This is a genomic window from Streptomyces sp. PSU-S4-23, from assembly GCF_055632315.1.
On sequence record NZ_JBVMUU010000002.1, the window covers coordinates 5,412,001 to 5,437,369 of the forward strand.

Consider the following 25,369-nt stretch of genomic DNA (forward strand, 5'->3'; position numbering starts at 1 on the left):
GGTACGACAGCGCCACGGCGGCCTCTGCTGTAACAGAAGTACCACCGGGCGGCCCCCGGGGAGAGCGCCACCCCACGCGTGCGGGACAATGGAGTACGTGACTCGGATCGTGATCATCGGTGGCGGACCCGGCGGATATGAAGCGGCGCTGGTGGCCGCGCAGCTCGGCGCGGAGGTGACCGTCGTCGACTGCGACGGTCTCGGCGGCGCGTCGGTGCTCACCGACTGCGTGCCGTCGAAGACGCTCATCGCGACGGCCGAGGTGATGACGACCTTCGACTCCTCGTACGAGGAGCTCGGCATCATCGTGGCCGACGACACCCCTCCGCTGGAGAAGGCCGCCCGCGTCGTCGGAGTGGATCTCGGCAAGGTCAACCGACGGGTGAAGCGCCTCGCGCTCGCCCAGTCCCACGACATCACCGCATCGGTCACCCGCGCGGGCGCCCGGGTCATGCGCGGGTGCGGCCGGCTGGAGGGCATGCAGGCCCTGGACGGCTCGCGCAAGGTCGTCGTGCGGGTCGCGGACGGCAGCGAGGAGACCCTCACCGCCGACGCCGTGCTCATCGCCACCGGCGGTCACCCGCGCGAGCTGCCCGACGCCCGGCCCGACGGGGAGCGGATCCTGAACTGGACCCAGGTCTACGACCTCGACGAGCTGCCCGAGGAGCTCATCGTCGTCGGGTCCGGTGTCACCGGCGCCGAGTTCGCGGGCGCCTACCAGGCCCTCGGGTCCAAGGTCACCCTCGTCTCCTCGCGCGACCACGTGCTGCCCGGTGAGGACCCGGACGCCGCCGCCGTCCTGGAGGACGTGTTCCGGCGCCGCGGCATGAACGTCATGGCCCGCTCGCGGGCGCAGTCCGCCAAGCGCGTCGGCGACCGGGTCGAGGTCACCCTCTCCGACGGGCGGGTGATCACGGGCTCGCACTGCCTCATGGCCGTCGGCGCCATTCCGAACAGCAGCGGGATGGGCCTGGAGGAGGCCGGGGTCAAACTGAAGGAGTCCGGGCACATCTGGACCGACAGGGTCTCCCGGACGACGGCACCGGGCGTGTACGCCGCCGGCGACGTGACCGGTGTCTTCGCCCTCGCGTCGGTCGCCGCCATGCAGGGACGCATCGCCATGTACCACTTCCTGGGCGACGCGGTGGCCCCCCTCGACCTGAACACCGTCTCCGCGAACGTCTTCACCGACCCCGAGATCGCCACCGTCGGCTGCAGCCAGGCCGACGTCGACTCCGGGAAGATCGACGCCCGGTGCGTCAAGCTGCCGCTGCTGCGCAACCCGCGCGCCAAGATGCAGGGCATCCGCGACGGTTTCGTCAAGATCTTCTCCCGGCCCGGCACCGGGATCGTGGTCGGCGGTGTGGTCGTCGCGCCGCGCGCGTCGGAACTGATCCATCCCATCTCGATCGCGGTCGACAACAATCTGACGGTCGAGCAGATCGCGAACGCCTTCACCGTGTACCCCTCCCTGTCGGGCTCGATCGCCGAGGTGGCACGGCAGTTGCAGACCCGGAAGGTCCCGGGCGAGATCTGACCGCCCCGCCGGGAAGACCGCCGGTCACGGGGAGTGGCCGGCGAAGCGCGCGGCATCGGTGTCGGGAGTGGGCGTCTATACCACTTTCGGCCCCGCTGTGCGAACAACTTCTGTTATTCGGCGCAAACTGCTGAAAGCAGACGGTCGTTGGGGTTACTGTCAGTTTCGTGTTCGCTGCAGAACGTCGTCAATTGATCCTCGAAATGGTGCGAGCCAACGGGGCCGTGTCGCTCCGTGAGCTCGCCCGCGTCGTCCAGACCTCCGAAGTGACCGTACGGCGGGACGTGCGCGCACTGGAGGCAGAAGGACTCCTCGACCGCCGGCACGGCGGTGCGGTACTGCCGGGCGGGTTCACGCGGGAGTCCGGCTTTCCGCAGAAGTCACATCTCGCGACCGCCGAGAAGACCGCCATCGCCGACCTCGCCGCGGGCCTCGTCGAAGAGGGTGAGGCCATCGTGGTCGGGGCGGGGACCACCACGCAGGAACTGGCGCGCCGGCTCGCGCGTGTGCCCGGGCTGACGGTCGTCACCAACTCCCTGCTGGTGGCCCAGGCGCTGGCCCACGCCAATCGCGTCGAGGTCGTGATGACCGGCGGCACCCTGCGCGGTTCCAACTACGCCCTCGTCGGCAGCGGGGCCGAGCAGTCCCTGCAGGGGCTCAGGGTCTCCAAGGCGTTCCTCTCCGGGAGCGGGCTCACCGCCGAGCGCGGGCTGTCCACGTCCAACATGCTGTCGGCGTCCGTCGACCGGGCGCTGGTGCAGGCGGCCGCGGAGGTCGTCGTCCTCGCCGACCACACCAAGCTCGGCACGGACACCATGTTCCAGACCGTGCCGACGGACGTGATCACCCGGCTGGTGACGGACGATCCGCCGTCGCACGACGACCGTGCGGCCACCGAACTGCAGGCCCTGGCCGACCAGGGGGTGCAGATCGCGGTCGCCGGTGCGCCGGGCGGCGGGTCCGGAAGCGAATCAGCGCCCACGGGGCGCCAGCCGCGCCGGGACGTGCCGCTGCCGGGGCCGCGCCGCAGCCAGGTCCCCGGCGGCCCGCAACTGCGCAGCGCGACCGCCCTCGGGGAGCCGTCCACGGGCGACCGGGCCAGGGTGGCTGACCTCCGCCGCCGCTGAGCGCTCCGCCGCAGTCCGGTACGCCGTCCTCGGGCGCGATGGAGGCGCCCCCTGCTCGAACGTGGTTGAGAGCCTGGGGAAGGCCGGTCGCGCCCACGCGGCGCAAAGCCGCTTACCGGCGCGCCGGGAAACGCCAGGCGCCCGGGGGACCGGTTTGTGCGGTCGGCCGGGCGCCTGGTTCTTGGGGTGGGTGGGTGGGTGTGGGTCAGTCCTTGATGTCGCAGATGGTGGCGCCGGAGGTGATGGAGGCGCCGACTTCGGCGTTGAGGCCCTTGATGGTGCCGGCTTTGTGGGCGTTGAGGGGCTGTTCCATCTTCATGGCTTCGAGGACGACGATGAGGTCGCCTTCCTTGACGTCCTGGCCTTCTTCGACGGCGACCTTGACGATGGTGCCCTGCATGGGGGAGGCGAGGGTGTCGCCGGAGGCGAGGGGGCCGGACTTCTTGGTGGCGCGGCGTTTGGGCTTGGCGCCGGCGGCGAGGCCGGTGCGGGCCAGGGACATGCCCAGGGAGGCGGGCAGGGAGACTTCCAGGCGTTTGCCGCCGACTTCGACGACGACGGTCTCGCGGCCGGGTTCTTCCTCCGTCTCGGTGTCGGCGGGGGAGGCGAAGGCCGGGATGTCGTTGACGAACTCGGTTTCGATCCAGCGGGTGTGGACGGTGAAGGGGTCCTGGGAGCCGGTGAGTTCGGGGGCGAAGGCGGGGTCGGTGACGACGGCGCGGTGGAAGGGGAGGGCGGTGGCCATGCCCTCGATGTGGAACTCGGCCAGGGCGCGGGCGGCGCGTTGCAGGGCCTGCTCGCGGGTGGCGCCGGTGACGATGAGTTTGGCGAGCAGGGAGTCCCAGGCGGGGCCGATGACGCTGCCGGGTTCGACGCCCGTGTCGAGGCGGACGCCGGGGCCGGTGGGCGGGGTGAAGGTGGTGACGGTGCCGGGGGCGGGCAGGAAGCCCCGGCCGGGGTCTTCGCCGTTGATGCGGAACTCGAAGGAGTGGCCGCGCAGTTCGGGGTCGGTGTAGCCGAGTTCCTGGCCGTCGGCGATGCGGAACATCTCGCGGACCAGGTCGATGCCGGTGACCTCTTCGGTGACGGGGTGCTCGACCTGCAGGCGGGTGTTGACCTCGAGGAAGGAGATGGTGCCGTCCTGGCCGACGAGGAATTCGACGGTGCCGGCGCCGACGTAGCCGGCTTCCTTGAGGATGGCCTTGGAGGCGCGGTAGAGCTCCGCGTTCTGCTCCTTGGTCAGGAAGGGGGCGGGGGCTTCCTCGACGAGTTTTTGGTGGCGGCGTTGCAGGGAGCAGTCGCGGGTGGAGACGACGGCGACGTTGCCGTGGGTGTCGGCCAGGCACTGGGTCTCGACGTGGCGGGGTTTGTCGAGGTAGCGCTCGACGAAGCATTCGCCGCGGCCGAAGGCGGCGACGGCTTCGCGGACGGCGGAGTCGTAGAGTTCGGGTACTTCGTCGAGGGTGCGGGCGACTTTCAGGCCGCGTCCGCCGCCGCCGAAGGCGGCTTTGATGGCGATGGGCAGGCCGTGTTCCTTGGCGAAGGCGACGACTTCCTCGGCTCCGGAGACGGGGTCGGGGGTGCCGGCGACCAGGGGTGCGCCGGCGCGTTGGGCGATGTGGCGGGCGGCGACCTTGTCGCCGAGGTCGCGGATGGCGTGGGGCGGCGGGCCGATCCAGACGAGGCCGGCGTCGAGGACGGCCTGGGCGAAGTCGGCGTTTTCGGAGAGGAAGCCGTAGCCGGGGTGGATGGCGTCGGCGCCGGAGTCCTTGGCGGCCTGCAGCACCTTGTCGATGTCCAGGTAGCTGGTGGCGGGGGTGTCGCCGCCCAGGGCGAACGCCTCGTCGGCCACGCGGACGTGCAGGGCGTCCCGGTCCGGGTCGGCGTACACGGCCACGCTCGCGATCCCGGCGTCACGGCAGGCCCGGGCGACACGGACAGCGATTTCGCCACGGTTGGCGATCAACACCTTGCGCACGATGGCTCCCTCTCCTTGAAACAAGCCGAGTTTAGGGACTGCCGACACGACGTTTCGACCCGTCCCCAGTGGTGAGCTTGCCCACACGGAGCGTGAAACGAGGCTCACTCAAGCTGTGAAATCCCTTGTCGCACCGCCGCACAGGGGAATCCACCGCAAAACCCTAGCCTTCCCATGTGGTCAAGGTCTCTATGAACTAGTCCCGCCGACCGTCGTGTTTCTTTGTGGAGTCCCTACTAATGGCCCAACGAATCTTTGCCCGTGCCGGACCTCTTGTCCCCAGGTTTACTCGTTAGTAGCGTTCGCATGGCTCGAACGTACTTGAGGTAACAGTCAGCGCGCGTCGAAGGTGGGTGGGGACCGGTGGTCCGCAGACCGGTGGCATGGATCTTGGCCCTCGTCCTCTTCGTGGAGGCGTTCGGCATCGCGCTGCTGAACTGGTTCCTCGGGATGGTCGTCGACCGCCAGGACATGTCCCTGGCCGGGCTGGACCCGAACGCGATGTCCGTGTCGTCGAAGGCGGGCGGCGTCGCCTTCGGGCTCTACTTCGCGGTGTGCGGGCTCGCGGCCCTGCTCGTCGCCGTGCGTGACCGCTCACCGTCCGGTATCTGGCGCATCCTCCTGATCAGCGCCGCCGTGGTGCACGGCCTGCTCGGCGCCTTCACGGTCGGTCTGGTCGGCTGGGGTGCGTTCGCGTTCATGATGGTGGTGCTGGGGCTGATCCTGCTCACCCTCATGACATACGATGACCGCCGCGAGGGCCCGGCCGACACGCCGCCCGCCGAGAGCGGTCCCGAGGGTGACGGCGGCGCCGGGCAGTCGGTCCCGGAGCAGGGCGGCACCCCCGAGAACGGCGGCCCGGCACCGGTCACCTCCTGACCGCGGCCCGCTCCGCCGGCCCCTGGGTTTCCGGCCGCTGCGGGCTTTCCCCGCCTCCCCCGCCTCCCCTGCCTCCCCCCCCGGCACCCCGGCCGGCCTGTGCTCACGGCTCCCGCGGCGCCCACAATTCGGTGATCCGGACGCCCAGTTCGACCAGCAGCCGGCGGACCAGCGGCAGGGAGATGCCGATGACGTTGCCGTGGTCGCCGTCGATGCCGTCGATGAAGGGCGCCGAGCGGCCGTCGAGAGTGAACGCCCCGGCCACGGAGAGTGGTTCTCCGGAGGCGACGTAGGCGGCGATCTCCTCGTCCGTCGGCTCGCCGAAGCGGACCACGGTGGACGCCGTCGCCGACGCGTACCGGCCGCTGAGCGTGTCGTAGACGCAGTGGCCGGTCTGCAGCGTGCCCGCCCGGCCGCGCATCGACTTCCAGCGGGCCGTCGCCTCCTCCGCGTCCGCGGGCTTGCCGAGCGCCTCGCCGTCCAGGTCGAGCACCGAGTCGCAGCCGATCACCAGCGCGCCCATGACCTCCGGCCTCGCCGCCACCACGGAGGCTTTCGCCTCGGCCAGCGCGAGCGCGAGTTCCGCGGGCGTGGGTGCGCTGATGCCCTCCTCGTCGACGCCGCTCACGACGACGTCGGGGTCGAACCCGGCCTGCCGGAGCAGTCCGAGCCGGGCGGGTGACTGGGAGGCGAGGACGAGACGGCGACGGAGCTGATCGGTCATGTGCTCAGCGTATCGGCGCCCTTCACCGGATGCCGATGACGATCATCGTCAGCAGCATGGCCAGCGCCATGAGGACCCCCAGCCGCCGCAACATCTCCTGCATGTCGCGGAGTTCCTTGGGCGGCTCGTTCTCGGGGTCGGACCACAGCATGCCGTCGATCGTCCGTCGGTGAGGCGCACGGGCGCCTGAGTACGCGTACTCAACTTACCCAAACGGGTCTGCTGTTCCATTAAGCGTCGTCCGGCTGCTAGCGTCCTGTGCATCACTAAAGGGAGTGCAGTTCCATTTGGAAGGGAAGGCTGCCGTGTTCACCACCGCCTGGACCGCATCGCCCCAGCTCCCCAGCGAGGGCTTCACCCCCAACTGGTCCCGGGAGGGCTTCTGGCGCCAGTCACTGCGTCAGGTCGTCCGGCTCACCGCGGGCGGAAGCCGGGTCCGCGTCCGGCTCACCCACGCGTACGGGACCTCGCCGCTGAGGATCGCCGGGGCCACCGTCGCCCGTGCCGCCGACGGGGCGGCCGTCGCGCCGGGCACGGTACGGCGGCTCACCTTCGGCGGGGTGCGGGCCGTGCAGGTCCCCGCCCGCGGCCAGATCGTCAGTGACGCCGCCGAACTCGCCACCCGGCCGGGGACCTCGATCACCGTCACCCTGTACTTCGACGCCGCGACCGGCCCGGCCACCTTCCACGCGCAGGCGTTCGCGACCAGCTACCGTGGCGCGGGCGACCGGCTGGAGGAGGCCGGCGGAGCGGGCTTCGGGGAGTCCTCCGAGTCCTGGTACGTCCTGTCGGCCGTCGAGACCGACTCCGGCCGCCGGGACGGCATCGCCGTCCTCGGCGACTCCATCGCCGACGGCTTCGGCTCCACCCCGGGCGCGAACCGCCGCTGGTCCGACGCCCTCGCCGAACGCACCGGGCGGCCCGCACTCAATGCCGGCATCGGCGGGAACCTGCTGCTGAACGACTCGGCGTGGTACGGCGAGAAGGCCGTCCACCGCGTCGCCCGGGACGTCCTCGGCCACCCGGGCGTGGACACGCTGGTGGTCCTGCTCGGCCTGAACGACATCGGCTTCAGCGAGACGGACCGGCAGCCGACGTACAAGCCCGCGCCCGTGGTGGAGGCCGCCGAACTCGTCGACGGCCACCGGGACGTCATCCGCCAGGCGCGCGCGAGGGGCCTGCGGGCGGTCGGCGCGACCCTGCTCCCCTTCGGGGGCTCCGACCACTGGGGCGAGCATGCGGCGAAGGTGAGCCACGAGCTGAACGGCTGGATCCGGTGCTCGGGGGAGTACGACGCGGTCGTCGACCTCCACCGCGTCCTGGCGGATCCGGCCGACCCGGACCGGCTGCACCCCGCGTACGACTTCGGTGATCACCTGCACCCGAACGACGCGGGACACGCGGTGATGGCCGAAGCCGTCGCGAAGGTGCTGTAGGCCGGCCGGGCCACCCGGGCGCGGCCGTCAGCCGGGCCAGTAGGTGCGGCTCCATGCCGTCGGTCCCGGCTCGGGCAGCCGGTGGGAGGCGATACGGGCCGGGTCGGCCCAGGAGTCCCGCTGCCGCGCCGCGCCCGGCGGTATGGAGGCCGCCGCTGCGGCGCGGGCTCGGACCACCGCCAGGGCGGCGGCGAGCTCCTCGGGGGTGGGGTTGCCCCGTACGACCTTGATCGTCATGTCGGTTTCCAGGGGGGCCGGGGTTTACAGGGGGATGTTGCCGTGCTTCTTGGGCGGGAGGGTTTCGCGTTTGGTGCGCAGGTGGCGCAGGCCGCGGACGATGTGGGCGCGGGTGTCGGAGGGCGTGATCACGGCGTCGATGTAGCCGCGTTCGGCTGCGACGTAGGGGTTGAGGAGGGTGTCCTCGTACTCCTGGATCAGGCGGGCACGGGTGGCGTCGGGGTCGGCGGCGTCGGTGATGGTGCGGCGGTGGAGGATGTTGACGGCGCCCTGGGCGCCCATGACGGCGATCTGGGCGGTGGGCCAGGCCAGGTTGAGGTCGGCGCCCAGGTGTTTGGAGCCCATCACGTCGTAGGCGCCGCCGAAGGCCTTGCGGGTGATGACGGTGATCAGGGGCACGGTGGCCTCGGCGTAGGCGTAGATGAGTTTGGCGCCGCGGCGGATGATGCCGGTGTGTTCCTGGCCGACGCCGGGCAGGAAGCCGGGGACGTCGACGAAGGTGAGCACGGGCACGTTGAAGGCGTCGCAGGTGCGGACGAAGCGGGCGGCCTTCTCGCTGGCGTCGATGTCGAGGCAGCCGGCGAACTGCAGGGGCTGGTTGGCGACGATGCCGACGGGGTGGCCCTCGACGCGGCCGAAGCCGGTGAGGATGTTGGGGGCGAACAGCGGCTGGGTCTCGAAGAACTCGGCGTCGTCGAGGATGTGTTCGAGGACCGTGTGCATGTCGTAGGGCTGGTTGGCGCTGTCGGGGACGAGGGTGTCGAGTTCGCGGTCCTCGTCGGTGAGGGCCAGGTCGGCTTCCTCGGGGTAGAGGGGTGGTTCGCTGAGGTTGTTGGAGGGCAGGTAGGACAGCAGTTGCTTGACGTACTCGATGGCGTCCTTCTCGTCGCCGGCCATGTGGTGGGCGACGCCGGAGGCGGCGTTGTGGGTGCGGGCGCCGCCCAGTTCCTCGAAGCCGACGTCCTCGCCGGTGACGGTCTTGATGACGTCGGGGCCGGTGATGAACATGTGGGAGGTCTGGTCGACCATGACGGTGAAGTCGGTGATGGCGGGGGAGTAGACGGCGCCGCCGGCGCAGGGGCCGACGATCAGGCTGATCTGGGGGATGACGCCGGAGGCGTGGGTGTTGCGGCGGAAGATCTCGCCGTAGGCGCCCAGGGAGGCGACGCCTTCCTGGATGCGGGCGCCGCCGGAGTCGTTGATGCCGATGACGGGGCAGCCGGTCTTGAGGGCGAAGTCCATGACCTTGACGATCTTCTGCCCGTAGACCTCGCCCAGGGCGCCGCCGAAGACGGTGAAGTCCTGGGAGAAGACGGCGACGGGGCGGCCGTCGACGGTTCCGTAGCCGGTGACGACGCCGTCGCCGTAGGGGCGGTTGCTGTCCAGGCCGAAGTTGGTGGAGCGGTGGCGTGCGAACTCGTCCAGTTCGACGAAGGAGTCCTCGTCCAGCAGCAGCTCGATGCGTTCACGGGCTGTCAGCTTGCCCTTGGCGTGCTGCTTTTCCACGGCGCGTTCCGAACCGGCGTGCGTGGCCTCCTGCACACGGCGCTGGAGATCCGCGAGCTTGCCCGCAGTCGTGTGAATGTCGATCTCTTCCGGCTCGGACATCGGGGCGCGGCTCCCTGCTCAGTGGGGACGTGGAGGTGAGGCGAGCGAGAATGCTCAGAAGTACGGACGGTTACTCATCCGTAGCGTAGTGGTGTGCCCACCCTTCGGCAGTGCGGCGTTTACCACACCTAGGGTTGCTTGCATGATGCCGCGAGATGCCTCTGACGCGAACGACCCGTCGAACGACTCCGCCGACGCCGCCGGGGGCGGCAGCCGCTGGTCCGACCTGGACCGCCCGCCCCTCAACGGCGCCGTGCTGCGCCGGGCGCTGGTGCGGGAGGGCGGGCTCTGGTCCCGGATCGAGGTGGTGCAGCGCACCGGGTCCACCAACAGCGACCTGGTCGACCTCGCCGTGACCGGTGCGGGCGAGGGCACGGTCCTGGTCGCCGAGGAGCAGACCGCGGGGCGCGGGCGGATCGGCCGCACCTGGACCGCTCCGGCCCGCTCCGGCCTGTTCTTCTCGGTGCTGCTCCGTCCGGCCGACGTGCCCGTCGCGCGCTGGGGCTGGCTGCCGCTGCTCACCGGGGTCGCCGTCGCGACCGGCCTGTCCCGGGCCGGGGGCCTGGACACGGCGCTCAAGTGGCCCAACGACCTTCTGGTCACGGTGGGGGACGAGGAGCGCAAGGCCGGGGGGATCCTCCTGGAGCGCGCGAGTGAGGACGCGGTCGTGATCGGCGTCGGCATCAACGTGACCCTCCGGGAGGACGAACTGCCGGTGCCCATGGCGGGCTCGCTGACCCTCGCGGGCGCCCGCGTCACGGACCGCGACACGCTGCTGCGGGCCGTGCTGCGCTCCCTGGAGGACTGGTACGGGCGGTGGCGCGCCGCCGGCGGCGACCCGGTGGACAGCGGTCTGCAGGAGACGTACGCGGCCGGATGCGCGACCCTGGGCCGGCTCGTACGGGCCGATCTGCCCGGTGACCGCTCCCTCACCGGGGAGGCGGTGGCGATCGACGGCGACGGCCGGCTGGTGCTGGCGACCGCGGAGGGGGTGCAGGAGCCCGTGGGGGCGGCGGACATCGTGCATGTGCGGCCCGCCTGAGCACCGCGGCCCGCCGTCCGCCCCGCCGACGCGATACCCACCTGAGCCGCTGAGGAGTGAGCTACCGCACACCTGCCGTAAAGTTGACCGCGGTCGAACCTGACCGCGGCAGATGGGAAGGGCAGCACGCGTGACCGTCGACGACACGGGCTCGGGCACGGGCGTACATCCCGACCCCGACGGCGAGCCGGAGCGGGACGCATACGCCGAGCCCGAGGGCAATCCCCTCGCGATCCGCCTGGAGCAGCTGATCCTGGGGGCGGAGCGCCGCTACACCCCCTTCCAGGCGGCCCGCAGCGCGGGCGTCTCCATGGAGCTGGCGTCCCGTTTCTGGCGGGCGATGGGCTTCGCGGACATCGGGCAGGCCAAGGCGCTCACGGAGGCCGATGTGCTGGCCCTGCGCCGTCTGGCCGGTCTGGTCGAGGCGGGCCTGCTGAGCGAGGCGATGGCGGTGCAGGTGGCCCGTTCGACCGGGCAGACCACCGCCCGCCTCGCCGAGTGGCAGATCGACTCCTTCCTGGAGGGCCTCACCGAGCCCCCCGAGCCCGGCATGACCCGCACCGAGGTGACCTACCCCCTGATCGAGCTGCTCCTGCCGGAGCTGGAGGAGTTCCTCGTCTATGTCTGGCGGCGCCAGCTCGCCGCCGCGACCGGACGGGTCGTCCAGGCCGCGGACGACGAGGAGATGGTCGACCGCCGCCTCGCGGTCGGCTTCGCGGACCTCGTCGGCTTCACGCGACTGACGCGCCGTATGGAGGAGGAGGAACTCGGCGAGCTCGTCGAGGCGTTCGAGACGACCGCGGCCGATCTGGTGGCCGCCCACGGCGGACGGCTGATCAAGACGCTGGGCGACGAGGTGCTGTTCGCGGCGGACGACGCCGGGACGGCCGCGGAGATCGCCCTGCGCCTCATCGAGACGATGGCGCACGACGAGACCATGCCGGAACTGCGCGTGGGCATCGCCTTCGGCACGGTGACCACCAGGATGGGCGACGTCTTCGGCACGACCGTGAACCTGGCGAGCCGGCTGACCTCGATAGCGCCCCGGGACGCGGTCCTGGTGGACGGCGCCTTCGCGGAGGAGCTGATCCGCACCGGTGAGGCGCCCGCCTCCGAGGCGGAGGCCGCCGAGGCCGCGGCCGCGGCGGAGAAGGAGGGCGCGGAGCCGCCCGTGTACCGCTTCGCGCTCCAGCCGATGTGGCAGCGCCCGGTGCGTGGCCTGGGCGTGGTCGAGCCGTGGCTGCTGACGCGCCGGGAGGAGACGGAGTAGCCCGCACGCCGTCGTCGGGCCGGCACGTCGTCGGGGCGGCCCGTCGTCGGGGCGGCCCGTCGTCGCGTATGTGCGCGAGCCCTGTGTACGGGGTTCCGCGCGGCGTCCGCGTGGGGTGCGGGGGCCGGCCGCCGGGAGGTCGTGGGTGCGGGGCGCGCCCCGGTGGCTGGGGATACGGGGTGCCTCGCCGCCCGCGGTACGGGCGGGCGTGTCAGGCGCTGCGGGACGCTGTCGCGTGGACGGGTCGGTGCAGGTGTCGCGCAGGTGTCGTGCAGCTGAGGAGCCGCGGGACCCCGCCGCGGCGGGCGGCCGTGCGCGCGGCCCGGCTCAACCCTCCGTTGCCATCAGGCCGTTGACGCACAGTCCGATGATAGGGACGCACAGGCCCGGAGGGTCCTGGTCCGGGGCGGGCACCGCGGTCGTGCTGGGGGACGGGGCGGGCGATCCCGCGGGCGGTGCCGTGGCCGTGGGGGAGCGCGGTATGCGCGATGCGGTGGGGTCCGACGGGGCGTCGGGAATGCCCGTCGCCGCGTCGGCCGTGCGCGGGGCCGCCGAGGACGGCTGCGCGAGGGGGCGCACGGTGGCCGTCGCGGCCCGGGCCCCGCCCCCTGCCGCTGTGCCGGGGACGGCGGAGTGGCCCCGGCCGCCCGCGGACGGAACCGCCGGGCCCGAGGCCGGCGCCGTGGACCCGGTGGTGGCGCCGATCCGGGGTTCGGCCTGCGCGGTTCCGCTCCCGCCCGTCACCGGAGGGGACGCGAGGTGGACGAGGCCGAGTGCCCCGGAGGCCAGCGCGAACCCGCCGACGGCGAGGACCAGCCGCCGGGGGCGGGGCTTGCGGTGCCGGCCCGCCGGGCGGAGGCGGAGGGGGCCCCGGGCGCCGTGCGGCGTCGTCGTGGTCCCGGCGGTGGCCGTGTCCGTGGTCATGGTCATGGTCATCCCTCCCGCGCCGGCGACTCCCCGATACGCCGTGGCGGTGCGCAGGTTATGTGCAGATTGGGGGTGGGGGGTGCGGAGACGGGTCGAATGTCACCCGAACGGGGGTGCGTAGCCCGGAAGTGGCCCCCGGCCGTCCGGGGCTCGCGGCGGCTTTCGCCGGGCCGCTTCGGCTGCGATGATCGTGGGATCGTAGTTAACCCGCGTTAACCGGGAGGGTGTCATGGCGGAGCAGGAGGACGAGCGCCGGTTCGGCGACCACGTGGTCGTACGGCGGCACGCGTATGTGGCGGAGCTGGCGCTCGACCGGCCCAAGGCGATGAACGCGGTGTCCACGGAGATGGCGCGTTCGATCGCCGCGGCGTGCGAGCACCTCGCCGCCGACCGGGACGCCCGGGTGACGGTGCTGACGTCGACGCACGAGCGGGCGTTCTGCGTGGGCGCGGACCTGAAGGAGCGCAACTCCTTCACGGACGCCGATCTGGTGCGCCAGCGGCCGGTCGCGCGGGCCGCCTACACCGGGGTCCTGGAACTGCCGATGCCGACGATCGCCGCCGTGCACGGGTTCGCGCTGGGCGGCGGCTTCGAGCTGGCACTGTCCTGCGATCTGATCGTGGCCGACCGCACGGCGGTGGTCGGGCTGCCCGAGGTGTCGGTCGGGGTGATCCCCGGAGGCGGCGGTACGCAGCTGCTGCCCCGCCGGGTGGGCGCGGCGCGCGCGGCGGAACTGATCTTCACGGCGCGCCGCCTGGAGGCGGCCGAGGCGCGGGAGCTGGGCCTGGTCGACGACCTCGTGCCGGAGGGCCGGGACCGGGCGGAGGCGCTCGCCCTCGCGGCCCGGATCGCCGCGAACTCCCCGGTGGGCCTGCGCGCCGCGAAGCGTGCCCTGCGGCTGGGGCACGGCCTCGATCTGCGGGCCGGTCTGGAGGTCGAGGACGCGGCGTGGCGGTCGGTGGCGTTCTCCGGGGACCGCGCGGAGGGGGTGGCCGCCTTCAACGAGAAGCGGAGCCCCCGGTGGCCGGGCGAGTAGCCGGGAGACGCCCCCGCCCCTGACGGCCCCGGGGCCCGCCGGCTCGCACCCCTGATCGCCGCACCGATGTCTCATATGGTGCCGATCGTCCCTAGCCTGGAGTGATGGGTGAGGACAGTCGGCTGAGGGCCGTGGTGGCGCTGGCGCAGGGCATGGCGGCGGCGCACACCCCGCGGGAGGCGTGGCGGGCGGCCGCGCTCGGCGCGTGCCGGGCCCTCGCCGGCAGCTTCGCCGCGCTGTCCGTGTGGGAGCGTGAGCGCGGACGGCTGAGGGTCCTCGTCAACGTGGGGGAGCGGGCACCCGGCGAGGAGGAGTTCCCGGAGCACGAGGCGTACCCGGTGCACCAGTTCCCGGAGATCACCGAGTTCCTGCACGAGCGCTGGGCGGGCGGCGGCGGGCCGAGCGCCTGGGTGGAGACGGCGGAAGGGCCGGCGGCGGGGCACGCCGGGTACTGCCACCAGCGTGTCGCCGCCCTGCGCCGGCGCGGCCGCGGCTGCTGTGTCGTCGCGCCGGTCGTGCTGCACGGCCGCGCCTGGGGCGAGCTGTACGTCGCGCGCCCCGTCGGCGCCCCCGTCTACGGCGGTGCCGACGCCGACTTCGCCACCGTCCTCGCCTCCGTCGTCGCCGCGGGAATCGCCCAGAGCGAACGTCTGGAGGAGGCCCGCCGGCTCGCCTTCACCGACGCGCTGACGGGCCTCGCCAACCGCCGTGCCGTCGATGTGCGCCTCGAAGAGGCGGTCGAACGGCACCGGGGCGAGGGGGCGGTGGTCTCGCTCGTCGTCTGTGACGTGAACGGGCTCAAGCGGGTCAACGACACGCAGGGGCACGCGGTGGGCGACCGGCTGCTGGAGCGCTTCGGGTCGGTCCTGTCCCTGTGCGGCGCCATGCTGCCGGGCGCTCTTGTCGCGCGGCTCGGCGGCGACGAGTTCTGCCTCCTCGCGGTCGGCCCGCCGGCCGACGAGGTCGTCCGGGTCGCCGACGAGATCTGCCGGCGCGCCGCCGAGCTGGAGCTGGGCGACGGGGTCGCCTGCGGGGTCGCCTCCACCGAGGACCCGATCGGTCCGGTCCGCTCGGCCCGCCGGCTGTTCCGGCTCGCGGACGCGGCCCAGTACCGCGCCAAGGCGCTGCGCGCCGCGAAGCCCGTGGTGGCGGGCCGTGAGGGGCCCGACGATCCGGTGGTGCGGCTGGCCGACGCGCCGCCTCCGGCCGCCGTGGAGCGTCGCCGCTTCCGGGGCCGCAGCTGAGAGCCCTGGGGCCGCGAGGGTCGGCGCCGTGGGGGTGCCGGAGGCGCCGGGTGCGGCCCGTGGGGGGGTGCGGGCCGTGGGCCGTGTGCCGGAGGCGCCGGGTGCGGGTCCCGCAGGGGTCGGGGTCATGGGGGTGCCGGAGGCGCCGGGTGCGGGCCCGCGGGGGAGCGTGGGGGTGTCGGAGCCGCCGGGTGCGGGCCGTTGGGGGTCGGGCCTGTAGGGGTTGTGCCGGAGCCGCCGGGTGCGGGCCGTGGGGGTAGGGCCCCGGGGGTTTGGGCGGCGGAGGTCGGACCGCGGAGGTCGGACCGCAGAGGTCCGGGTGGCGTTGGTGCCGCCGGGGCGGAGGCGCGGGCACAGCGGTTCGGGCGCGGGCCCGGGGCAATCCGCCGCCCCCTGGTGACATCGTCGAATTCACTGCGTACGCTCCTGAATATGGATATGCACACTGTGGTGGTGGGGACGTCCGGGCTGACCGCGTCCGACGTTCTCGCCGTGGCGCGCGACGGCGCCCGGATCGAGCTCTCCGACGAGGCCCTGGCGGCCCTCGCGGCGGCCCGCGAGATCGTGGACGCGCTGGCGGCGAAGCCGGATCCCGTCTACGGGGTGAGCACCGGATTCGGCGCGCTGGCGACCCGGCACATCGGCCAGGAGCTGCGCACCCGGCTGCAGCGCAACATCGTCCGCTCGCACGCGGCCGGAATGGGCGCCCGGGTGGAGCGTGAGGTCGTACGCGCCCTGATGTTCCTGCGGCTGAAGACCGTCTGCTCCGGGCACACCGGCGTACGGCCCGAGGTCGCGCGGACCATGGCCGACGTCCTGAACGCGGGCATCACCCCCGTCGTGCACGAGTACGGCTCGCTGGGCTGCTCCGGCGATCTGGCGCCGCTGTCCCACTGTGCGCTGACGCTCATGGGCGAGGGTGAGGCCGAGGGTCCGGACGGCGTCGTGCGTCCCGCCGCCGAACTCCTCGCCGAGCACGGCATCGCCCCGGTCGAGCTGCGCGAGAAGGAGGGCCTCGCCCTTCTCAACGGCACCGACGGCATGCTCGGCATGCTGATCATGGCGCTGGCGGACCTGGAGTCGCTGTACAAGGCGGCCGACATCACGGCCGCCCTCTCGCTGGAGGCGCTGCTCGGCACGGACAAGGTGCTGGCGCCGGAGCTGCACGCCATCCGCCCGCACCCCGGGCAGGCGGCGTCGGCCGCGAACATGCTGGCCGTGCTGAGGGGATCGGGCCTGACGGGCCATCACCAGGACGACGCGCCCCGCGTCCAGGACGCCTACTCGGTGCGGTGCGCCCCCCAGGTCGCGGGTGCCGGCCGGGACACGCTGGCGCACGCCCGCCTGGTCGCCGAGCGCGAACTGGCCTCCGCGATCGACAACCCGGTGGTGCTGCCTGGGGGCGCCTCCCGCTCGAGCGAAGCCGAGAGCGGGGGAGGCCGCGTGGAGTCGAACGGCAACTTCCACGGTGCGCCGGTGGCGTACGTCCTGGACTTCCTGGCGATCGCGGCGGCGGACCTGGCGTCGATCGCGGAGCGCCGCACGGACCGGCTGCTCGACAAGAACCGCTCGCACGGCCTGCCGCCGTTCCTGGCGGACGACCCGGGCGTCGACTCGGGCCTGATGATCGCCCAGTACACCCAGGCGGCGCTGGTGAGCGAGATGAAGCGGCTGGCCGTACCGGCCTCCGCCGACTCGATCCCGTCCTCGGCGATGCAGGAGGACCATGTCTCGATGGGCTGGTCGGCGGCGCGCAAGCTGCGCGCGGCGACGGACAACCTCACCCGGGTGCTCGCGGTCGAGCTGTACGCGGCGGCGAGGGCGGTCGAACTCCGCGAGGGCCTGACCCCCGCGCCCGCCACCCGGGCGGCGATCACGGCCCTGCGTGAGGCCGGCGCCCAGGGCCCGGGCCCCGACCGCTTCCTCGCGCCCGATCTTGCGGCGGCCGAGGCGTGCGTACGGGACGGTGGTCTGATCGCCGCGGTGGAGACGGTCACCGGGATGCTCAGGTAGCGCGGCCGGGATCGCCGGGGCCCTGTCGCCGGCCGGGCCCCGCCGGGCGCCCGGCTTCAGGAGTCCATGCGCTCCCTGCGCACCGAGTAGGTCACGAATCCCGCGCCCAGGCACAGGAAGAGGGTCCCGCCGACCACGTACGGCGTCGTGTCCACGCTTCCGGTGTCGGCGAGTTGCGTGTCCGCCGCCGTCGAGGCCGTCGCCGCGCCGGCCTCCTCGGACGTCCGCAGGGAGACCGACGACTGCGGCCCGGACGTGTCCGGGGTCGCGTTCGCGGACGGTACGAACCACAGGGCCCCGAGCAGGGTCCCTGCGGCGGTGGCGGTCAGCAGCGTCCTGCGGGCGCTGGACGACGATCGACGTGCGGCGGACACGAAATACCGATCCTCTTGTGACGCTTGCGAATTGGCCGGGTGGATCGATGCTAGTGAAAGGCGCGGGTCGCGGGAAAGCCGCACCCCCTCCGGGCCGTACGCTGCCCGGCATGAGTATTCCTGAGACATCACGGTTTGTCCGTCTTCGTGTCGAACTGGTCGTCGAGGTCGGCGACCCCGATGCCGTCACCAAGGCCGCCCTGCGCCGTGTCGCGGACGACCCGGACATGCCCGAGGGCGAGCGCGCGTACACGGAGAGCGCGGTGACGGACGACACAGCCGAGGCCCTCGCGTATCTCGTCGACCCGTCGGATCTGGTCCGCGAGGTGCCGGGGGTCGAACTCGCCCACGCCTCCTGGAGCAGTGAGCAGGCCGACTACGACCCGGATTCGCCGGACTGGGCCCTCGGCGAGGATGATGAGGCCGACGAGGCCGATGAGGAGGACGAGGAGGAGGCCGGGGAAGGGGTCGGACTCCGCTGACGCGTCCGGGGGGAAAGATCCGCGACCCCGGGCGGCAACCGGCGCCCGGGGTCCCGTCGTCTCAGGGAGCGTTCCCGGGTCCCGTGTGACGCGGGGGCACCGGGGCACCCGCCGGGACTGCCGTGCCCCGGCGCGGGACGTGGTGTGCCCCACACGTCCACGGGATATGGAACCGGTCGTACCGGTCGTAGCGTTGGTGGTTCTTACGGGGGCTCACGGGGTTTGGGGATATCGCGACGATGGAGAAGCGTGTGATGACGACCAGTAAGCGGCGCCAGGGCCTGATAGCCGCGTCCGCACTGCTCGGCGGGGTGCTGGTGCTCTCGGCGTGCAGCGGAGGGAGCGCGGCTGCCGGGGGCAGCGGCGGCGGGGACTCGCAGGCCAAGGTCGACGAGGCCGCCGCCCAGAAGACCTCCGAGGCACAGATCAAGATCACGCCGGCGGACGGTTCCGACAACGCCTCCATCAACAACGCCGCCAAGGTCACGGTCGCCAAGGGCACGCTCACCGACGTCACCATGACCACGCAGTCCGGCACCCGCGTGGACGGGCAGATATCCGCGGACAAGAAGAGCTGGGCACCCACCGGCCAGCTGGAGCGGGCCACGACCTACAAGGTCGCCGTGACGGCCGAGGACTCCGCGGGCCGCGCCGCCCACGAGAACGCCTCGTTCACGACCGTCGCCCCCGCCCACTCCTTCATAGGCAACTTCACGCCCGACAACGGCTCGACCGTCGGTGTCGGCATGCCGGTCTCGATCAACTTCGACAAGGCGATCACCGACAAGGCCGCCGTGCAGAAGGGGATCACGGTCACCTCCAGCAGCGGGCAGGAGGTCGTCGGGCACTGGTTCGGCGCCAACCGGCTCGACTTCCGGCCCGAGCAGTACTGGACGGAGGGCTCCACCGTCACCCTGAAGCTGAACCTCGACGGCGTCGAGGGCGCGAGCGGCGTGTACGGCGTCCAGCAGAAGACGGTCACCTTCACGATCGGCCGCAACCAGGTCTCCTACGTCGACGCGAAGACCAAGCAGATGAAGGTGACGCAGGACGGCAAGGTCATCAAGACCATCCCGATCTCCGCGGGTTCGCCGCAGAACAAGACGTACGAAGGCCAGATGGTGATCTCCGAGAAGTTCAAGGAGACCCGGATGAACGGCGCGACGGTCGGCTTCACCGACGACGACGGCAAGGGCGAGTACGACATCAAGGACGTGCCCCACGCGATGCGCCTGACCGGCTCCGGCACGTTCGTGCACGGCAACTACTGGGGCGCCAAGTCCGTCTTCGGCAGCGTGAACACCAGCCACGGCTGCGTGGGCCTGTCGGACACGAAGGGCGCGGGCGACCCGAACACGGCGGGCGCGTGGTTCTTCACCCACTCGATGGTCGGCGACGTGGTGGTCGTCCGGAACACGGGCGACAGGACGGTCTCCCCGGACAACGGCCTCAACGGCTGGAACATGGACTGGGCCCAGTGGAAGGCGGGCTCGGCGATCTGACCGCCGGACGCCGACCGCGTCGTACCCGATGCCGCCGACCGCCCCCGCGGGCAGCCGGCGGCATCGGCGTTCCATCCGACGTCCTCATCCGCAGCGACGGCGCCGGAGGCGCGAGGCGGATTGTCTGCGCGACGGGGACGAGGCCGTGGAGCTCGCCGGCATCGTCGGCGTGACGGGCGACCTGGACGGCACTCGGCTAGGCGTCGGGCCGTGCCGGCATCGTGTCCAGGATCGTGTCCGCCATGTGGGTGGCGGACGCGTTCGTCTGTGCCGCTACCCGGCGGAAGGTTTCCTGCGCCTGCTGCGCGGGCCAGGATGTCGGCAGATGCTGGGCGGGCAGCCGCGGGTCGCTGCGGATCACCTGAAGCCACTCGGTGACGAGACGCAGCCTGGTGCCGAGGGAGTCCGCAGCGATGTCCGTCTGCGCTGTCCACCGCTCGTGGAAGGAGGTGTAGCGAACGGCGATGCCGTCCAGGTCCCAGCTCTCCTTGATCATCTGATCGATGTCGGTCCCGGTGTCCGCCTGCCCATGGAAGATCTTCACATGGTCGGTGAGCCCGAGTTCCGCCACAGTGGTGGAGACATCGGTCCTTCCGGGGGCGATCCACAGTCCGCTGTACAGGGTTCCGAAGCCGAACCAGACCAACTTGGAGCGCAGTTCGTGCCGCTGGCGCTGCCAGGAGTCGGGCAGGGAGAAGCCCAGCAGGGTCCAGGTGCCGTCCCAGTCCTCGTTGACCGCGCCCTCTTTCCAGATGCGCCGGTCCCCTTCCTGGAGGATACGGATCGCGTGCGGTGTCAGGCCGAAGTACATCTTCCTGCCCTGTCGCTGGCGCCACAGCAGTCCCCGGTTGACCATGCGGGTCAGCGTGGAACGTACGGCCGGCTCACCGACTCCGACACGGGAGAGGACGTCGATGATGCTCCCCGAGTACACACAGCGCTCCTGCCGCCCGAGGAAGTGGTTGCCGAAGAAGGCGAGCATGAGCGACTGAGGACGCAGCACCGGGGCGGATGGGCCGTTCGCCGTCTCCATACGTTCCTCCACGAGGGTCAGCCTACGGTCCGGCCCGCAGACATCACCACGGCTCCCGCCCGAACACCGCCATGGGGCGGAGGCGCACGGCGTGGGATGGGTCGTCCGCGGTCGAGCGGGCCCGGACTCCACGGGCAGCGGCCGACGCAGCCCGCTCTGATCCGAACGAGACCTTCCGGATCAGGGCTGCCGCCTGCGCCGCCACGCATCCTGGAGCGTGGGCACGAGCCCGCGGGGTGCGAACAGCACGGCGACGATCAGCAGGATCGCGTAGACGGCGTAGGACAGCACCGTGGGTGCGGAATCGGGCATGCCCGGCCAGGTGCCCAGATCGTTGAGAAACTGGACGAGGAGGGTGATCGCGATGGCTCCGACAACGGCGCCCCACACGGTGCCCAGCCCACCGACGACCACCATGACCACGTACGTGATGGAGAGCAGCACCGGGAAGGATCCCGGGGCGACATAGCCGAGGTAGAAGGCGTAGATGCCTCCGGCCAGGCCGGCGAAGGCGGCGGCCTGGGTGAAGACGGTCAGTTTGTACCGGCCGACGGGGACACCGCTCGCGCTCGCCGCGGTCTCGCTGGTGGCCAGCGCGCGCAGGCCGCGCCCGCTGCGGGAGTTGACGATGTTCCGGGCCAGCACCACGGTCACGGCGAGCGCCGCCCATGCCAAGTAGGCGTAGTGGATGTCCTCGGTCAGCGTGAATCCGAACAGCGACATGGCGGGGATGCCCTGCAGGCCGATGGCTCCGCCGGCCCACTCCGCCTCGCCGACCAGGGACACCATGATCAGCTGGAGGGCGAGCGTGGCGAACGCCAGATGGTGGCCGCGCAGGCGGAGCAGGGGCACACCGACGATCACGGCGAACAGGCCGGCCGCGCACGGAGCCGCAGCCAGTGCGAGCAGCGGCGGCACGCCGTGGACGGACAGCAGGCCCGCGGTGTAGGCACCCACGGCGTAGAAGGATGCCTGGCCGAGGGAGACCTGCCCGGCGTACCCCATGAGAAGGGACAGCCCGACAGCCACCGTGCCGGCGAGGCCGAGCAGCACGTACACCGACAGCTGGCTGTCGCTGAGCACGGTCGGAAGCACCAGGGAGGCCACGGCCAGCAGCGCCGTTGCGATGTGCGCGAGCGAGGGTGTGGGCTTCCGCACGGCTGCCCGGGGGTTCACGGACTCCTCGGTCCGGGTTCGGACTCGATACGCTGTCACGCTGTCTCCTGTACGACGCTTCGGGTACGGGCGCCCTGCGCGATCATCAGCGCCAGCATCAGGACGAGGGCGACTTCCAGCTGGTACGCGGCATCGCCGTAGCCGGCCACCAGGGCCTGGGCGACGCCGAGGAGCAGGCCGCCGGCGAGGCTGAGTCCGATCCGGGCGAGGCCGCCGAGAACGGCTGCCGCGAACCCGTTGACTATGAGCACGACATCGGAGTCGAAGCTGATCGACTGCATCGGGGTGATGAGCACCCCGGCCAGACCACCGAGCGCGCCTCCGCACGTGAAGGCCACAAGCCCCATACGCCTGGTGTTGATGCCGACCACGCGCGCCGCGTACGGGTTGGCGGAGCAGGCGGTCAGCGCCTTGCCCAGATCCGTACGGCTGAAGAAGAGGGCGACCGCGGCGAACACGACCGCGGTGACCCCGATGATCAGCAGGTAGTGGCTCTGTATCCGGGCGCCGAAGAGGTGCACGGCACCGGGCACTCCCTCGGAGGACCTGGTCTGGTCGCCCCAGATCATGATTTCCACGGCGTACATGAGGATGCCGGCGCCGAGCGTGACGATCAGCGCGGACTGCGGGCTCGTGTCCCGGCGGCCGGTGGCGAGGAGCCCGACCATCAGGCCCGCGACCGCGGCGGCGACGACGGCCAGTGCCTCGCTCGCGATGTGCGGCAGTCCGGCGCCGAGCAGGGAGGAGACGGTGAGTCCCGCGATGACGGCGAAGGCGCCCTGCGCGAAGTTCACCACCCGGGTCACCCGGTGGATGACGACGATCCCGCTGCCGACCAGCGCGAATCCGCATCCGGCACCGAGGCCGGTGACGAGGTAGACGAGGAAGTCGTTCATGGCGTGCCTCCGGGGTCGGTGGCGTCGGGGATGTCGGCGTGGCCGCCCAGGTATGCCTGGGCGACGGCGGTGTTCGCCGCCAATTCGGCGCTGGTCCCTTCCAGCGCGATGCGTCCTGCCTCCATCACGTAGCCGCGTGTGCACAGGTCGAGGGCGAGCCGGGCGTTCTGCTCGATGAGCAGCACGGCGAGTCCCTGCTCCCGGTTGAGCTTCGTCAGATGGCCGGCGAGGTCGGCGACGACCAGCGGGGCGAGGCCGAGCGACAGCTCGTCGACCACGAGCACCTGCGGACGGCTCATGAGGGCCCGCCCGACCGCGACCATCTGCTGCTGACCGCCGGACAGGCTGCCGGCGCGCTGGCGGCGCACCCGGACCAGTTCGGGCAGCAGTTCGTACACCCAGGAGGTGTCCCGACTGCGGCGGTCGCGCAGCCGCCACGCGCCGAGCCGGAGGTTGTCGTCGACACTGAGGTCGGCGAACATCTGCCGGCCCTCGGGCACCTGAGCGATCGGGGCGCGTACCGTGACGCTTCCCGCTGCCGGGTCCAGCAGGCCGGTGAGGGTGTTGACCAGGGTCGACTTTCCCGCGCCGTTGGGCCCCACCAGGGCGACGGCCTCGCCCGGCGCCACCCGAAGGCTGACCCCGTCCAGCGCCGTCGCGGCCCCGTACCGGACGACCAGGTCACTGACCTCGATGACGTCGTGGTCGTCCCGCCGGTCTCCGGCCGGTGCGGATCGAGTGGCCGCGCCGGACCCGCTGTGCTCGGTCATGAAGCCTCCTTCCCGAGGTAGGCGGCGACCACCCGCGGGTCGGTGCGTATCTCGCCGGTGGTCCCTTCAGCGATCACCTCGCCCAGGTCGAGGACGGTGACCCGGTCGGCGAGGCGGGTGACGAAGGCGACGTCGTGCTCGACGAGAATCATCGTCAGCCCTTCGGCACGCAGTTGCTCGATCAGCGCGGCGAGACGCTCGCGTTCCGCCGCGCGCAGCCCCGAAGCCGGTTCGTCCAGGAGCAGCAGCCGTGGCTCGCCGCACAGGGCGCGGGCGACCTGCAGGACGCGCTGCTGTCCCAGGGGGAGCGTCTGCGCCGGGCGGTGGGCCCACGCCGTGAGCCCGACCCGTTCGATCGCCTCCTCGGCACGTGCCCGGATGGCGCGCTCCTCGGCACGGTGGCGGGGCAGCCGGAGCGATCCCGCGAGGAAACCGGCACGGCTGGTGGAGTGGGCGCCCACCATCACGTTCTCCAGGACGGACATTCCGTGGAACACCCTGGCGCCCTGGAAGACGATGGCGACCCCGAGGTGCGCACGGCGGTGCGGGGAGAGCTGGTCGATGCGCCGCCCGCCCAGCACGATTCGTCCGCGCTGAACGGGAAGTTGCCCGCTGACCAGGTTGAACAGGGTCGACTTACCCGCGCCGTTGGGGCCTATCACCGCGCGGACCTCGCCGTGCGCGACCCGGAGATCGACATCGCGCACGGCGTACACCCCCCCGAAGGAACGCGCGAGTCCGGTGGCGTCGAGGAGGGGCGCGGGACCGGACTCGGTCACTGCGCGGCGCCCTTCGCGAATTCGCCCCTGGCCCACTCGGTCGGTACGAAAGCCCCGTCCTTGACGGTGTTGACAGAGATGAAGTCGGCGGTGAGGCCGGCGTGGTTCTGCCCGCTGTAGCGGTAGGTGCCGTTCGGGGTCGTGAGGGTCAGGCCCTCGAGTGCGTCGCGGATCTTCTTGTGGTCGGTGCCGTCCGCCTTCTTGATGGCGGCGACCAGCAACTGCACCGCGCTGTATCCGTCCTGGGCGAACTGCGGCGGGTTCTGCCCGTACTTCTGGTGGAACGCCTGGGCGAAGTCGACGGCGGTCTTGGTCAGCGCGCTCTTGGGGAGCTTGTCGGCGACGACGCCGACCGAGCTGGCGAGGGTGACGCCCTCGGCTGCCTTGCCGGCGGGGGCAGCCCACAACTTGCTGGCCTGGGCGCCGGTGAGGGCGAGCGGGACGCCGAGGCCGGAGGCCGCGTACTGCTTGGTGATGATGACGCCGGGGGCGCCGGTGGCCCAGACGAGCAGGGCTTGGGCGTCGGTGCCCTTGACGTGGGTGAACATGGGGTTGAAGTCCGTGGCGGTGGTCTGGAACGTCTCCGTGGCCACCACTGTGATGCCGTATGTGGCGGCGAGTTCCTTCGTCCCGTTGTAGCCGGCGACCGCGTAGGAGCTCTTGGTGTCGTAGGCGACCGCGATCTTCTTGACGCCCTTGGCCTCGTAGTACTGCAGCAGCCGCTCGGCGTAGGTGCGGGAGGTGGCCGGGGCGAGGAAGACGTACGGATGGATCGGGTCCACCTGCTCGTCCGCGGGCGTCAGGGACAGGTAGGGGATCCTCGCCCGGTCCACGATCGGGATGGTGGCGAGCGCGGAGTTGGAGAACGGCGAGCCGATGACGGCGGTCACGTCGTCCTTCATGTCGTTGAAGGCGAGCACCGACTGGTCGGGCTGGCTCTTGTCGTCCTTGACCTGGAGTTCGATCTTGCGGCCGAGGACCCCGCCCTGGGCGTTGATCTGCTCGACCGCCAGCTCGACCGACTTCTTGTTGTCGGTGCCGAGCGGCTGGTAGTTGCCGGTGAGGGAGGCGATCAGGCCGAGCTTGATCGGGCCGTTGTCGGAGGCGGAGGCGGAGGAGCCGGACTGGGATCCACAAGCCGTGACCGTCAGGCTCGCAGACAGGACGAATGTGGCAATGGGCACGAGGGGACGCACGGTATCTCCTGGAGTGATCGCGAGGCGTTTGATGCGCATCTGGGGCGCTTTCTGCGCACGCTCCCAGCGTCGTGGAGGCGAACTTAGGCGTAGGTTTGACGGC

Annotated in this window: 24 protein-coding genes; 11 read left to right on the plus strand and 13 right to left on the minus strand. The window is 71.8% G+C overall.

Annotated features, from left to right (window positions below; translation table 11 throughout):
• Nucleotides 1–88 precede the first annotated feature (88 nt).
• Nucleotides 89–1,537, plus strand: coding sequence for an NAD(P)H-quinone dehydrogenase (locus ACZ79I_RS24875; protein ID WP_471499676.1), 1,449 nt, complete (start codon nucleotides 89–91; stop codon nucleotides 1,535–1,537).
• Between the two features lie 167 nt (nucleotides 1,538–1,704).
• Nucleotides 1,705–2,664, plus strand: coding sequence for a DeoR/GlpR family DNA-binding transcription regulator (locus ACZ79I_RS24880; protein ID WP_471499677.1), 960 nt, complete (start codon nucleotides 1,705–1,707; stop codon nucleotides 2,662–2,664).
• A 205-nt stretch (nucleotides 2,665–2,869) separates the two neighbouring features.
• On the opposite strand, the gene ACZ79I_RS24885 is transcribed toward ACZ79I_RS24880, so the two are convergent.
• Nucleotides 2,870–4,642 (minus strand): acetyl/propionyl/methylcrotonyl-CoA carboxylase subunit alpha, encoded by a 1,773-nt coding sequence (locus tag ACZ79I_RS24885; protein WP_471499678.1) that lies wholly within the window; start codon nucleotides 4,640–4,642, stop codon nucleotides 2,870–2,872.
• Between the two features lie 363 nt (nucleotides 4,643–5,005).
• Here ACZ79I_RS24885 and ACZ79I_RS24890 point away from each other — a divergent pair, with 363 nt between their 5' ends.
• On the plus strand, nucleotides 5,006–5,521 hold the full coding sequence (locus ACZ79I_RS24890; protein ID WP_471499679.1) for a hypothetical protein: 516 nt from the start codon (nucleotides 5,006–5,008) through the stop codon (nucleotides 5,519–5,521).
• A gap of 103 nt (nucleotides 5,522–5,624) precedes the next feature.
• Here the strand turns inward: ACZ79I_RS24890 and ACZ79I_RS24895 are convergent, their stop codons facing one another.
• Nucleotides 5,625–6,245 carry a Maf family protein gene (locus ACZ79I_RS24895; RefSeq protein WP_471499680.1) on the minus strand — a complete coding sequence of 207 codons (621 nt, stop codon included), beginning with the start codon at nucleotides 6,243–6,245 and terminating at the stop codon, nucleotides 5,625–5,627.
• A 22-nt stretch (nucleotides 6,246–6,267) separates the two neighbouring features.
• On the minus strand, nucleotides 6,268–6,396 hold the full coding sequence (gene mmpB, locus ACZ79I_RS24900) for a morphogenic membrane protein MmpB (RefSeq protein ID WP_351235935.1): 129 nt from the start codon (nucleotides 6,394–6,396) through the stop codon (nucleotides 6,268–6,270).
• 154 nt (nucleotides 6,397–6,550) lie between these two features.
• Between mmpB and ACZ79I_RS24905 the strand changes: the two genes are divergently transcribed.
• Entirely contained in the window at nucleotides 6,551–7,681 is a 1,131-nt protein-coding gene (locus tag ACZ79I_RS24905; protein ID WP_471499681.1) for an SGNH/GDSL hydrolase family protein, read from the plus strand.
• A 27-nt stretch (nucleotides 7,682–7,708) separates the two neighbouring features.
• Here the strand turns inward: ACZ79I_RS24905 and ACZ79I_RS24910 are convergent, their stop codons facing one another.
• Entirely contained in the window at nucleotides 7,709–7,918 is a 210-nt protein-coding gene (locus ACZ79I_RS24910) for an acyl-CoA carboxylase epsilon subunit (protein ID WP_471499682.1), read from the minus strand.
• Nucleotides 7,919–7,942: 24 nt separating this feature from the next.
• Nucleotides 7,943–9,526 carry an acyl-CoA carboxylase subunit beta gene (locus ACZ79I_RS24915; RefSeq protein WP_471499683.1) on the minus strand — a complete coding sequence of 528 codons (1,584 nt, stop codon included), beginning with the start codon at nucleotides 9,524–9,526 and terminating at the stop codon, nucleotides 7,943–7,945.
• 142 nt (nucleotides 9,527–9,668) lie between these two features.
• Here ACZ79I_RS24915 and ACZ79I_RS24920 point away from each other — a divergent pair, with 142 nt between their 5' ends.
• Together ACZ79I_RS24920 and ACZ79I_RS24925 are read left to right on the plus strand one after the other, a co-directional pair.
• On the plus strand, nucleotides 9,669–10,568 hold the full coding sequence (locus ACZ79I_RS24920) for a biotin--[acetyl-CoA-carboxylase] ligase (protein ID WP_471499684.1): 900 nt from the start codon (nucleotides 9,669–9,671) through the stop codon (nucleotides 10,566–10,568).
• 130 nt (nucleotides 10,569–10,698) lie between these two features.
• On the plus strand, nucleotides 10,699–11,838 hold the full coding sequence (locus ACZ79I_RS24925) for an adenylate/guanylate cyclase domain-containing protein (protein WP_471499685.1): 1,140 nt from the start codon (nucleotides 10,699–10,701) through the stop codon (nucleotides 11,836–11,838).
• Between the two features lie 327 nt (nucleotides 11,839–12,165).
• On the opposite strand, the gene ACZ79I_RS24930 is transcribed toward ACZ79I_RS24925, so the two are convergent.
• Entirely contained in the window at nucleotides 12,166–12,768 is a 603-nt protein-coding gene (locus ACZ79I_RS24930) for a hypothetical protein (protein ID WP_471499686.1), read from the minus strand.
• 226 nt (nucleotides 12,769–12,994) lie between these two features.
• On the opposite strand from ACZ79I_RS24930, the gene ACZ79I_RS24935 reads away from it, so the two are divergent.
• The 3 genes from ACZ79I_RS24935 to hutH all read left to right on the plus strand — a co-directional run bounded on the left by ACZ79I_RS24935 (nucleotide 12,995) and on the right by hutH (nucleotide 17,058).
• Complete coding sequence (locus tag ACZ79I_RS24935) at nucleotides 12,995–13,801, plus strand: enoyl-CoA hydratase/isomerase family protein (RefSeq protein WP_471499687.1); 807 nt, start codon at nucleotides 12,995–12,997, stop codon at nucleotides 13,799–13,801.
• Nucleotides 13,802–13,905: 104 nt separating this feature from the next.
• Nucleotides 13,906–15,045 carry a GGDEF domain-containing protein gene (locus ACZ79I_RS24940; RefSeq protein ID WP_471499688.1) on the plus strand — a complete coding sequence of 380 codons (1,140 nt, stop codon included), beginning with the start codon at nucleotides 13,906–13,908 and terminating at the stop codon, nucleotides 15,043–15,045.
• Nucleotides 15,046–15,483: 438 nt separating this feature from the next.
• Nucleotides 15,484–17,058, plus strand: coding sequence for a histidine ammonia-lyase (gene hutH, locus ACZ79I_RS24945; RefSeq protein WP_471505202.1), 1,575 nt, complete (start codon nucleotides 15,484–15,486; stop codon nucleotides 17,056–17,058).
• 56 nt (nucleotides 17,059–17,114) lie between these two features.
• On the opposite strand, the gene ACZ79I_RS24950 is transcribed toward hutH, so the two are convergent.
• Nucleotides 17,115–17,432 (minus strand): hypothetical protein, encoded by a 318-nt coding sequence (locus tag ACZ79I_RS24950; RefSeq protein WP_471499689.1) that lies wholly within the window; start codon nucleotides 17,430–17,432, stop codon nucleotides 17,115–17,117.
• A gap of 110 nt (nucleotides 17,433–17,542) precedes the next feature.
• On the opposite strand from ACZ79I_RS24950, the gene ACZ79I_RS24955 reads away from it, so the two are divergent.
• Together ACZ79I_RS24955 and ACZ79I_RS24960 are read left to right on the plus strand one after the other, a co-directional pair.
• Nucleotides 17,543–17,914, plus strand: a complete 372-nt coding sequence (locus tag ACZ79I_RS24955) for a hypothetical protein (RefSeq protein ID WP_471499690.1) — start codon at nucleotides 17,543–17,545, stop codon at nucleotides 17,912–17,914.
• A 254-nt stretch (nucleotides 17,915–18,168) separates the two neighbouring features.
• Nucleotides 18,169–19,416: a L,D-transpeptidase gene (locus ACZ79I_RS24960; RefSeq protein WP_471499691.1), complete on the plus strand. Its 1,248-nt coding sequence runs from the start codon at nucleotides 18,169–18,171 to the stop codon at nucleotides 19,414–19,416.
• Between the two features lie 196 nt (nucleotides 19,417–19,612).
• Here ACZ79I_RS24960 and ACZ79I_RS24965 read toward each other — a convergent pair whose 3' ends face one another.
• The 6 genes from ACZ79I_RS24965 to ACZ79I_RS24990 all read right to left on the minus strand — a co-directional run bounded on the left by ACZ79I_RS24965 (nucleotide 19,613) and on the right by ACZ79I_RS24990 (nucleotide 25,254).
• A complete protein-coding gene (locus tag ACZ79I_RS24965; RefSeq protein WP_471505204.1) occupies nucleotides 19,613–20,449 on the minus strand; it encodes a PaaX family transcriptional regulator in 837 nt (278 codons plus the stop codon).
• Nucleotides 20,450–20,629: 180 nt separating this feature from the next.
• On the minus strand, nucleotides 20,630–21,625 hold the full coding sequence (locus ACZ79I_RS24970; protein ID WP_471499692.1) for a branched-chain amino acid ABC transporter permease: 996 nt from the start codon (nucleotides 21,623–21,625) through the stop codon (nucleotides 20,630–20,632).
• 35 nt (nucleotides 21,626–21,660) lie between these two features.
• Nucleotides 21,661–22,521 (minus strand): branched-chain amino acid ABC transporter permease, encoded by an 861-nt coding sequence (locus ACZ79I_RS24975; protein ID WP_471499693.1) that lies wholly within the window; start codon nucleotides 22,519–22,521, stop codon nucleotides 21,661–21,663.
• Nucleotides 22,518–23,291, minus strand: a complete 774-nt coding sequence (locus ACZ79I_RS24980; RefSeq protein ID WP_471499694.1) for an ABC transporter ATP-binding protein — start codon at nucleotides 23,289–23,291, stop codon at nucleotides 22,518–22,520. The genes ACZ79I_RS24975 and ACZ79I_RS24980 overlap by 4 nt, the downstream gene beginning before the upstream one ends.
• Nucleotides 23,288–24,070, minus strand: coding sequence for an ABC transporter ATP-binding protein (locus ACZ79I_RS24985; protein ID WP_471499695.1), 783 nt, complete (start codon nucleotides 24,068–24,070; stop codon nucleotides 23,288–23,290). The genes ACZ79I_RS24980 and ACZ79I_RS24985 overlap by 4 nt, the downstream gene beginning before the upstream one ends.
• Nucleotides 24,067–25,254 (minus strand): ABC transporter substrate-binding protein, encoded by a 1,188-nt coding sequence (locus ACZ79I_RS24990; protein WP_471499696.1) that lies wholly within the window; start codon nucleotides 25,252–25,254, stop codon nucleotides 24,067–24,069. The genes ACZ79I_RS24985 and ACZ79I_RS24990 overlap by 4 nt, the downstream gene beginning before the upstream one ends.
• Between the last annotated feature and the right edge of the window lie 115 nt (nucleotides 25,255–25,369).

Coding starts and splice junctions, on each gene's coding strand:
- ACZ79I_RS24875 (WP_471499676.1), top strand. CDS start 89: ATGGAGTACGTGACTCGGATCGTGATCATCGGTGGCGGACCCGGCGGA.
- ACZ79I_RS24895 (WP_471499680.1), bottom strand. CDS start 6,245: ATGACCGATCAGCTCCGTCGCCGTCTCGTCCTCGCCTCCCAGTCACCC.
- mmpB (WP_351235935.1), bottom strand. CDS start 6,396: ATGCTGTGGTCCGACCCCGAGAACGAGCCGCCCAAGGAACTCCGCGAC.
- ACZ79I_RS24910 (WP_471499682.1), bottom strand. CDS start 7,918: ATGACGATCAAGGTCGTACGGGGCAACCCCACCCCCGAGGAGCTCGCC.
- ACZ79I_RS24915 (WP_471499683.1), bottom strand. CDS start 9,526: ATGTCCGAGCCGGAAGAGATCGACATTCACACGACTGCGGGCAAGCTC.
- ACZ79I_RS24920 (WP_471499684.1), top strand. CDS start 9,669: ATGATGCCGCGAGATGCCTCTGACGCGAACGACCCGTCGAACGACTCC.
- ACZ79I_RS24930 (WP_471499686.1), bottom strand. CDS start 12,768: ATGACCATGACCACGGACACGGCCACCGCCGGGACCACGACGACGCCG.
- ACZ79I_RS24935 (WP_471499687.1), top strand. CDS start 12,995: ATGGCGGAGCAGGAGGACGAGCGCCGGTTCGGCGACCACGTGGTCGTA.
- ACZ79I_RS24940 (WP_471499688.1), top strand. CDS start 13,906: ATGGGTGAGGACAGTCGGCTGAGGGCCGTGGTGGCGCTGGCGCAGGGC.
- hutH (WP_471505202.1), top strand. CDS start 15,484: ATGCACACTGTGGTGGTGGGGACGTCCGGGCTGACCGCGTCCGACGTT.
- ACZ79I_RS24955 (WP_471499690.1), top strand. CDS start 17,543: ATGAGTATTCCTGAGACATCACGGTTTGTCCGTCTTCGTGTCGAACTG.
- ACZ79I_RS24960 (WP_471499691.1), top strand. CDS start 18,169: ATGACGACCAGTAAGCGGCGCCAGGGCCTGATAGCCGCGTCCGCACTG.
- ACZ79I_RS24965 (WP_471505204.1), bottom strand. CDS start 20,449: ATGGAGACGGCGAACGGCCCATCCGCCCCGGTGCTGCGTCCTCAGTCG.
- ACZ79I_RS24975 (WP_471499693.1), bottom strand. CDS start 22,521: ATGAACGACTTCCTCGTCTACCTCGTCACCGGCCTCGGTGCCGGATGC.
- ACZ79I_RS24980 (WP_471499694.1), bottom strand. CDS start 23,291: ATGACCGAGCACAGCGGGTCCGGCGCGGCCACTCGATCCGCACCGGCC.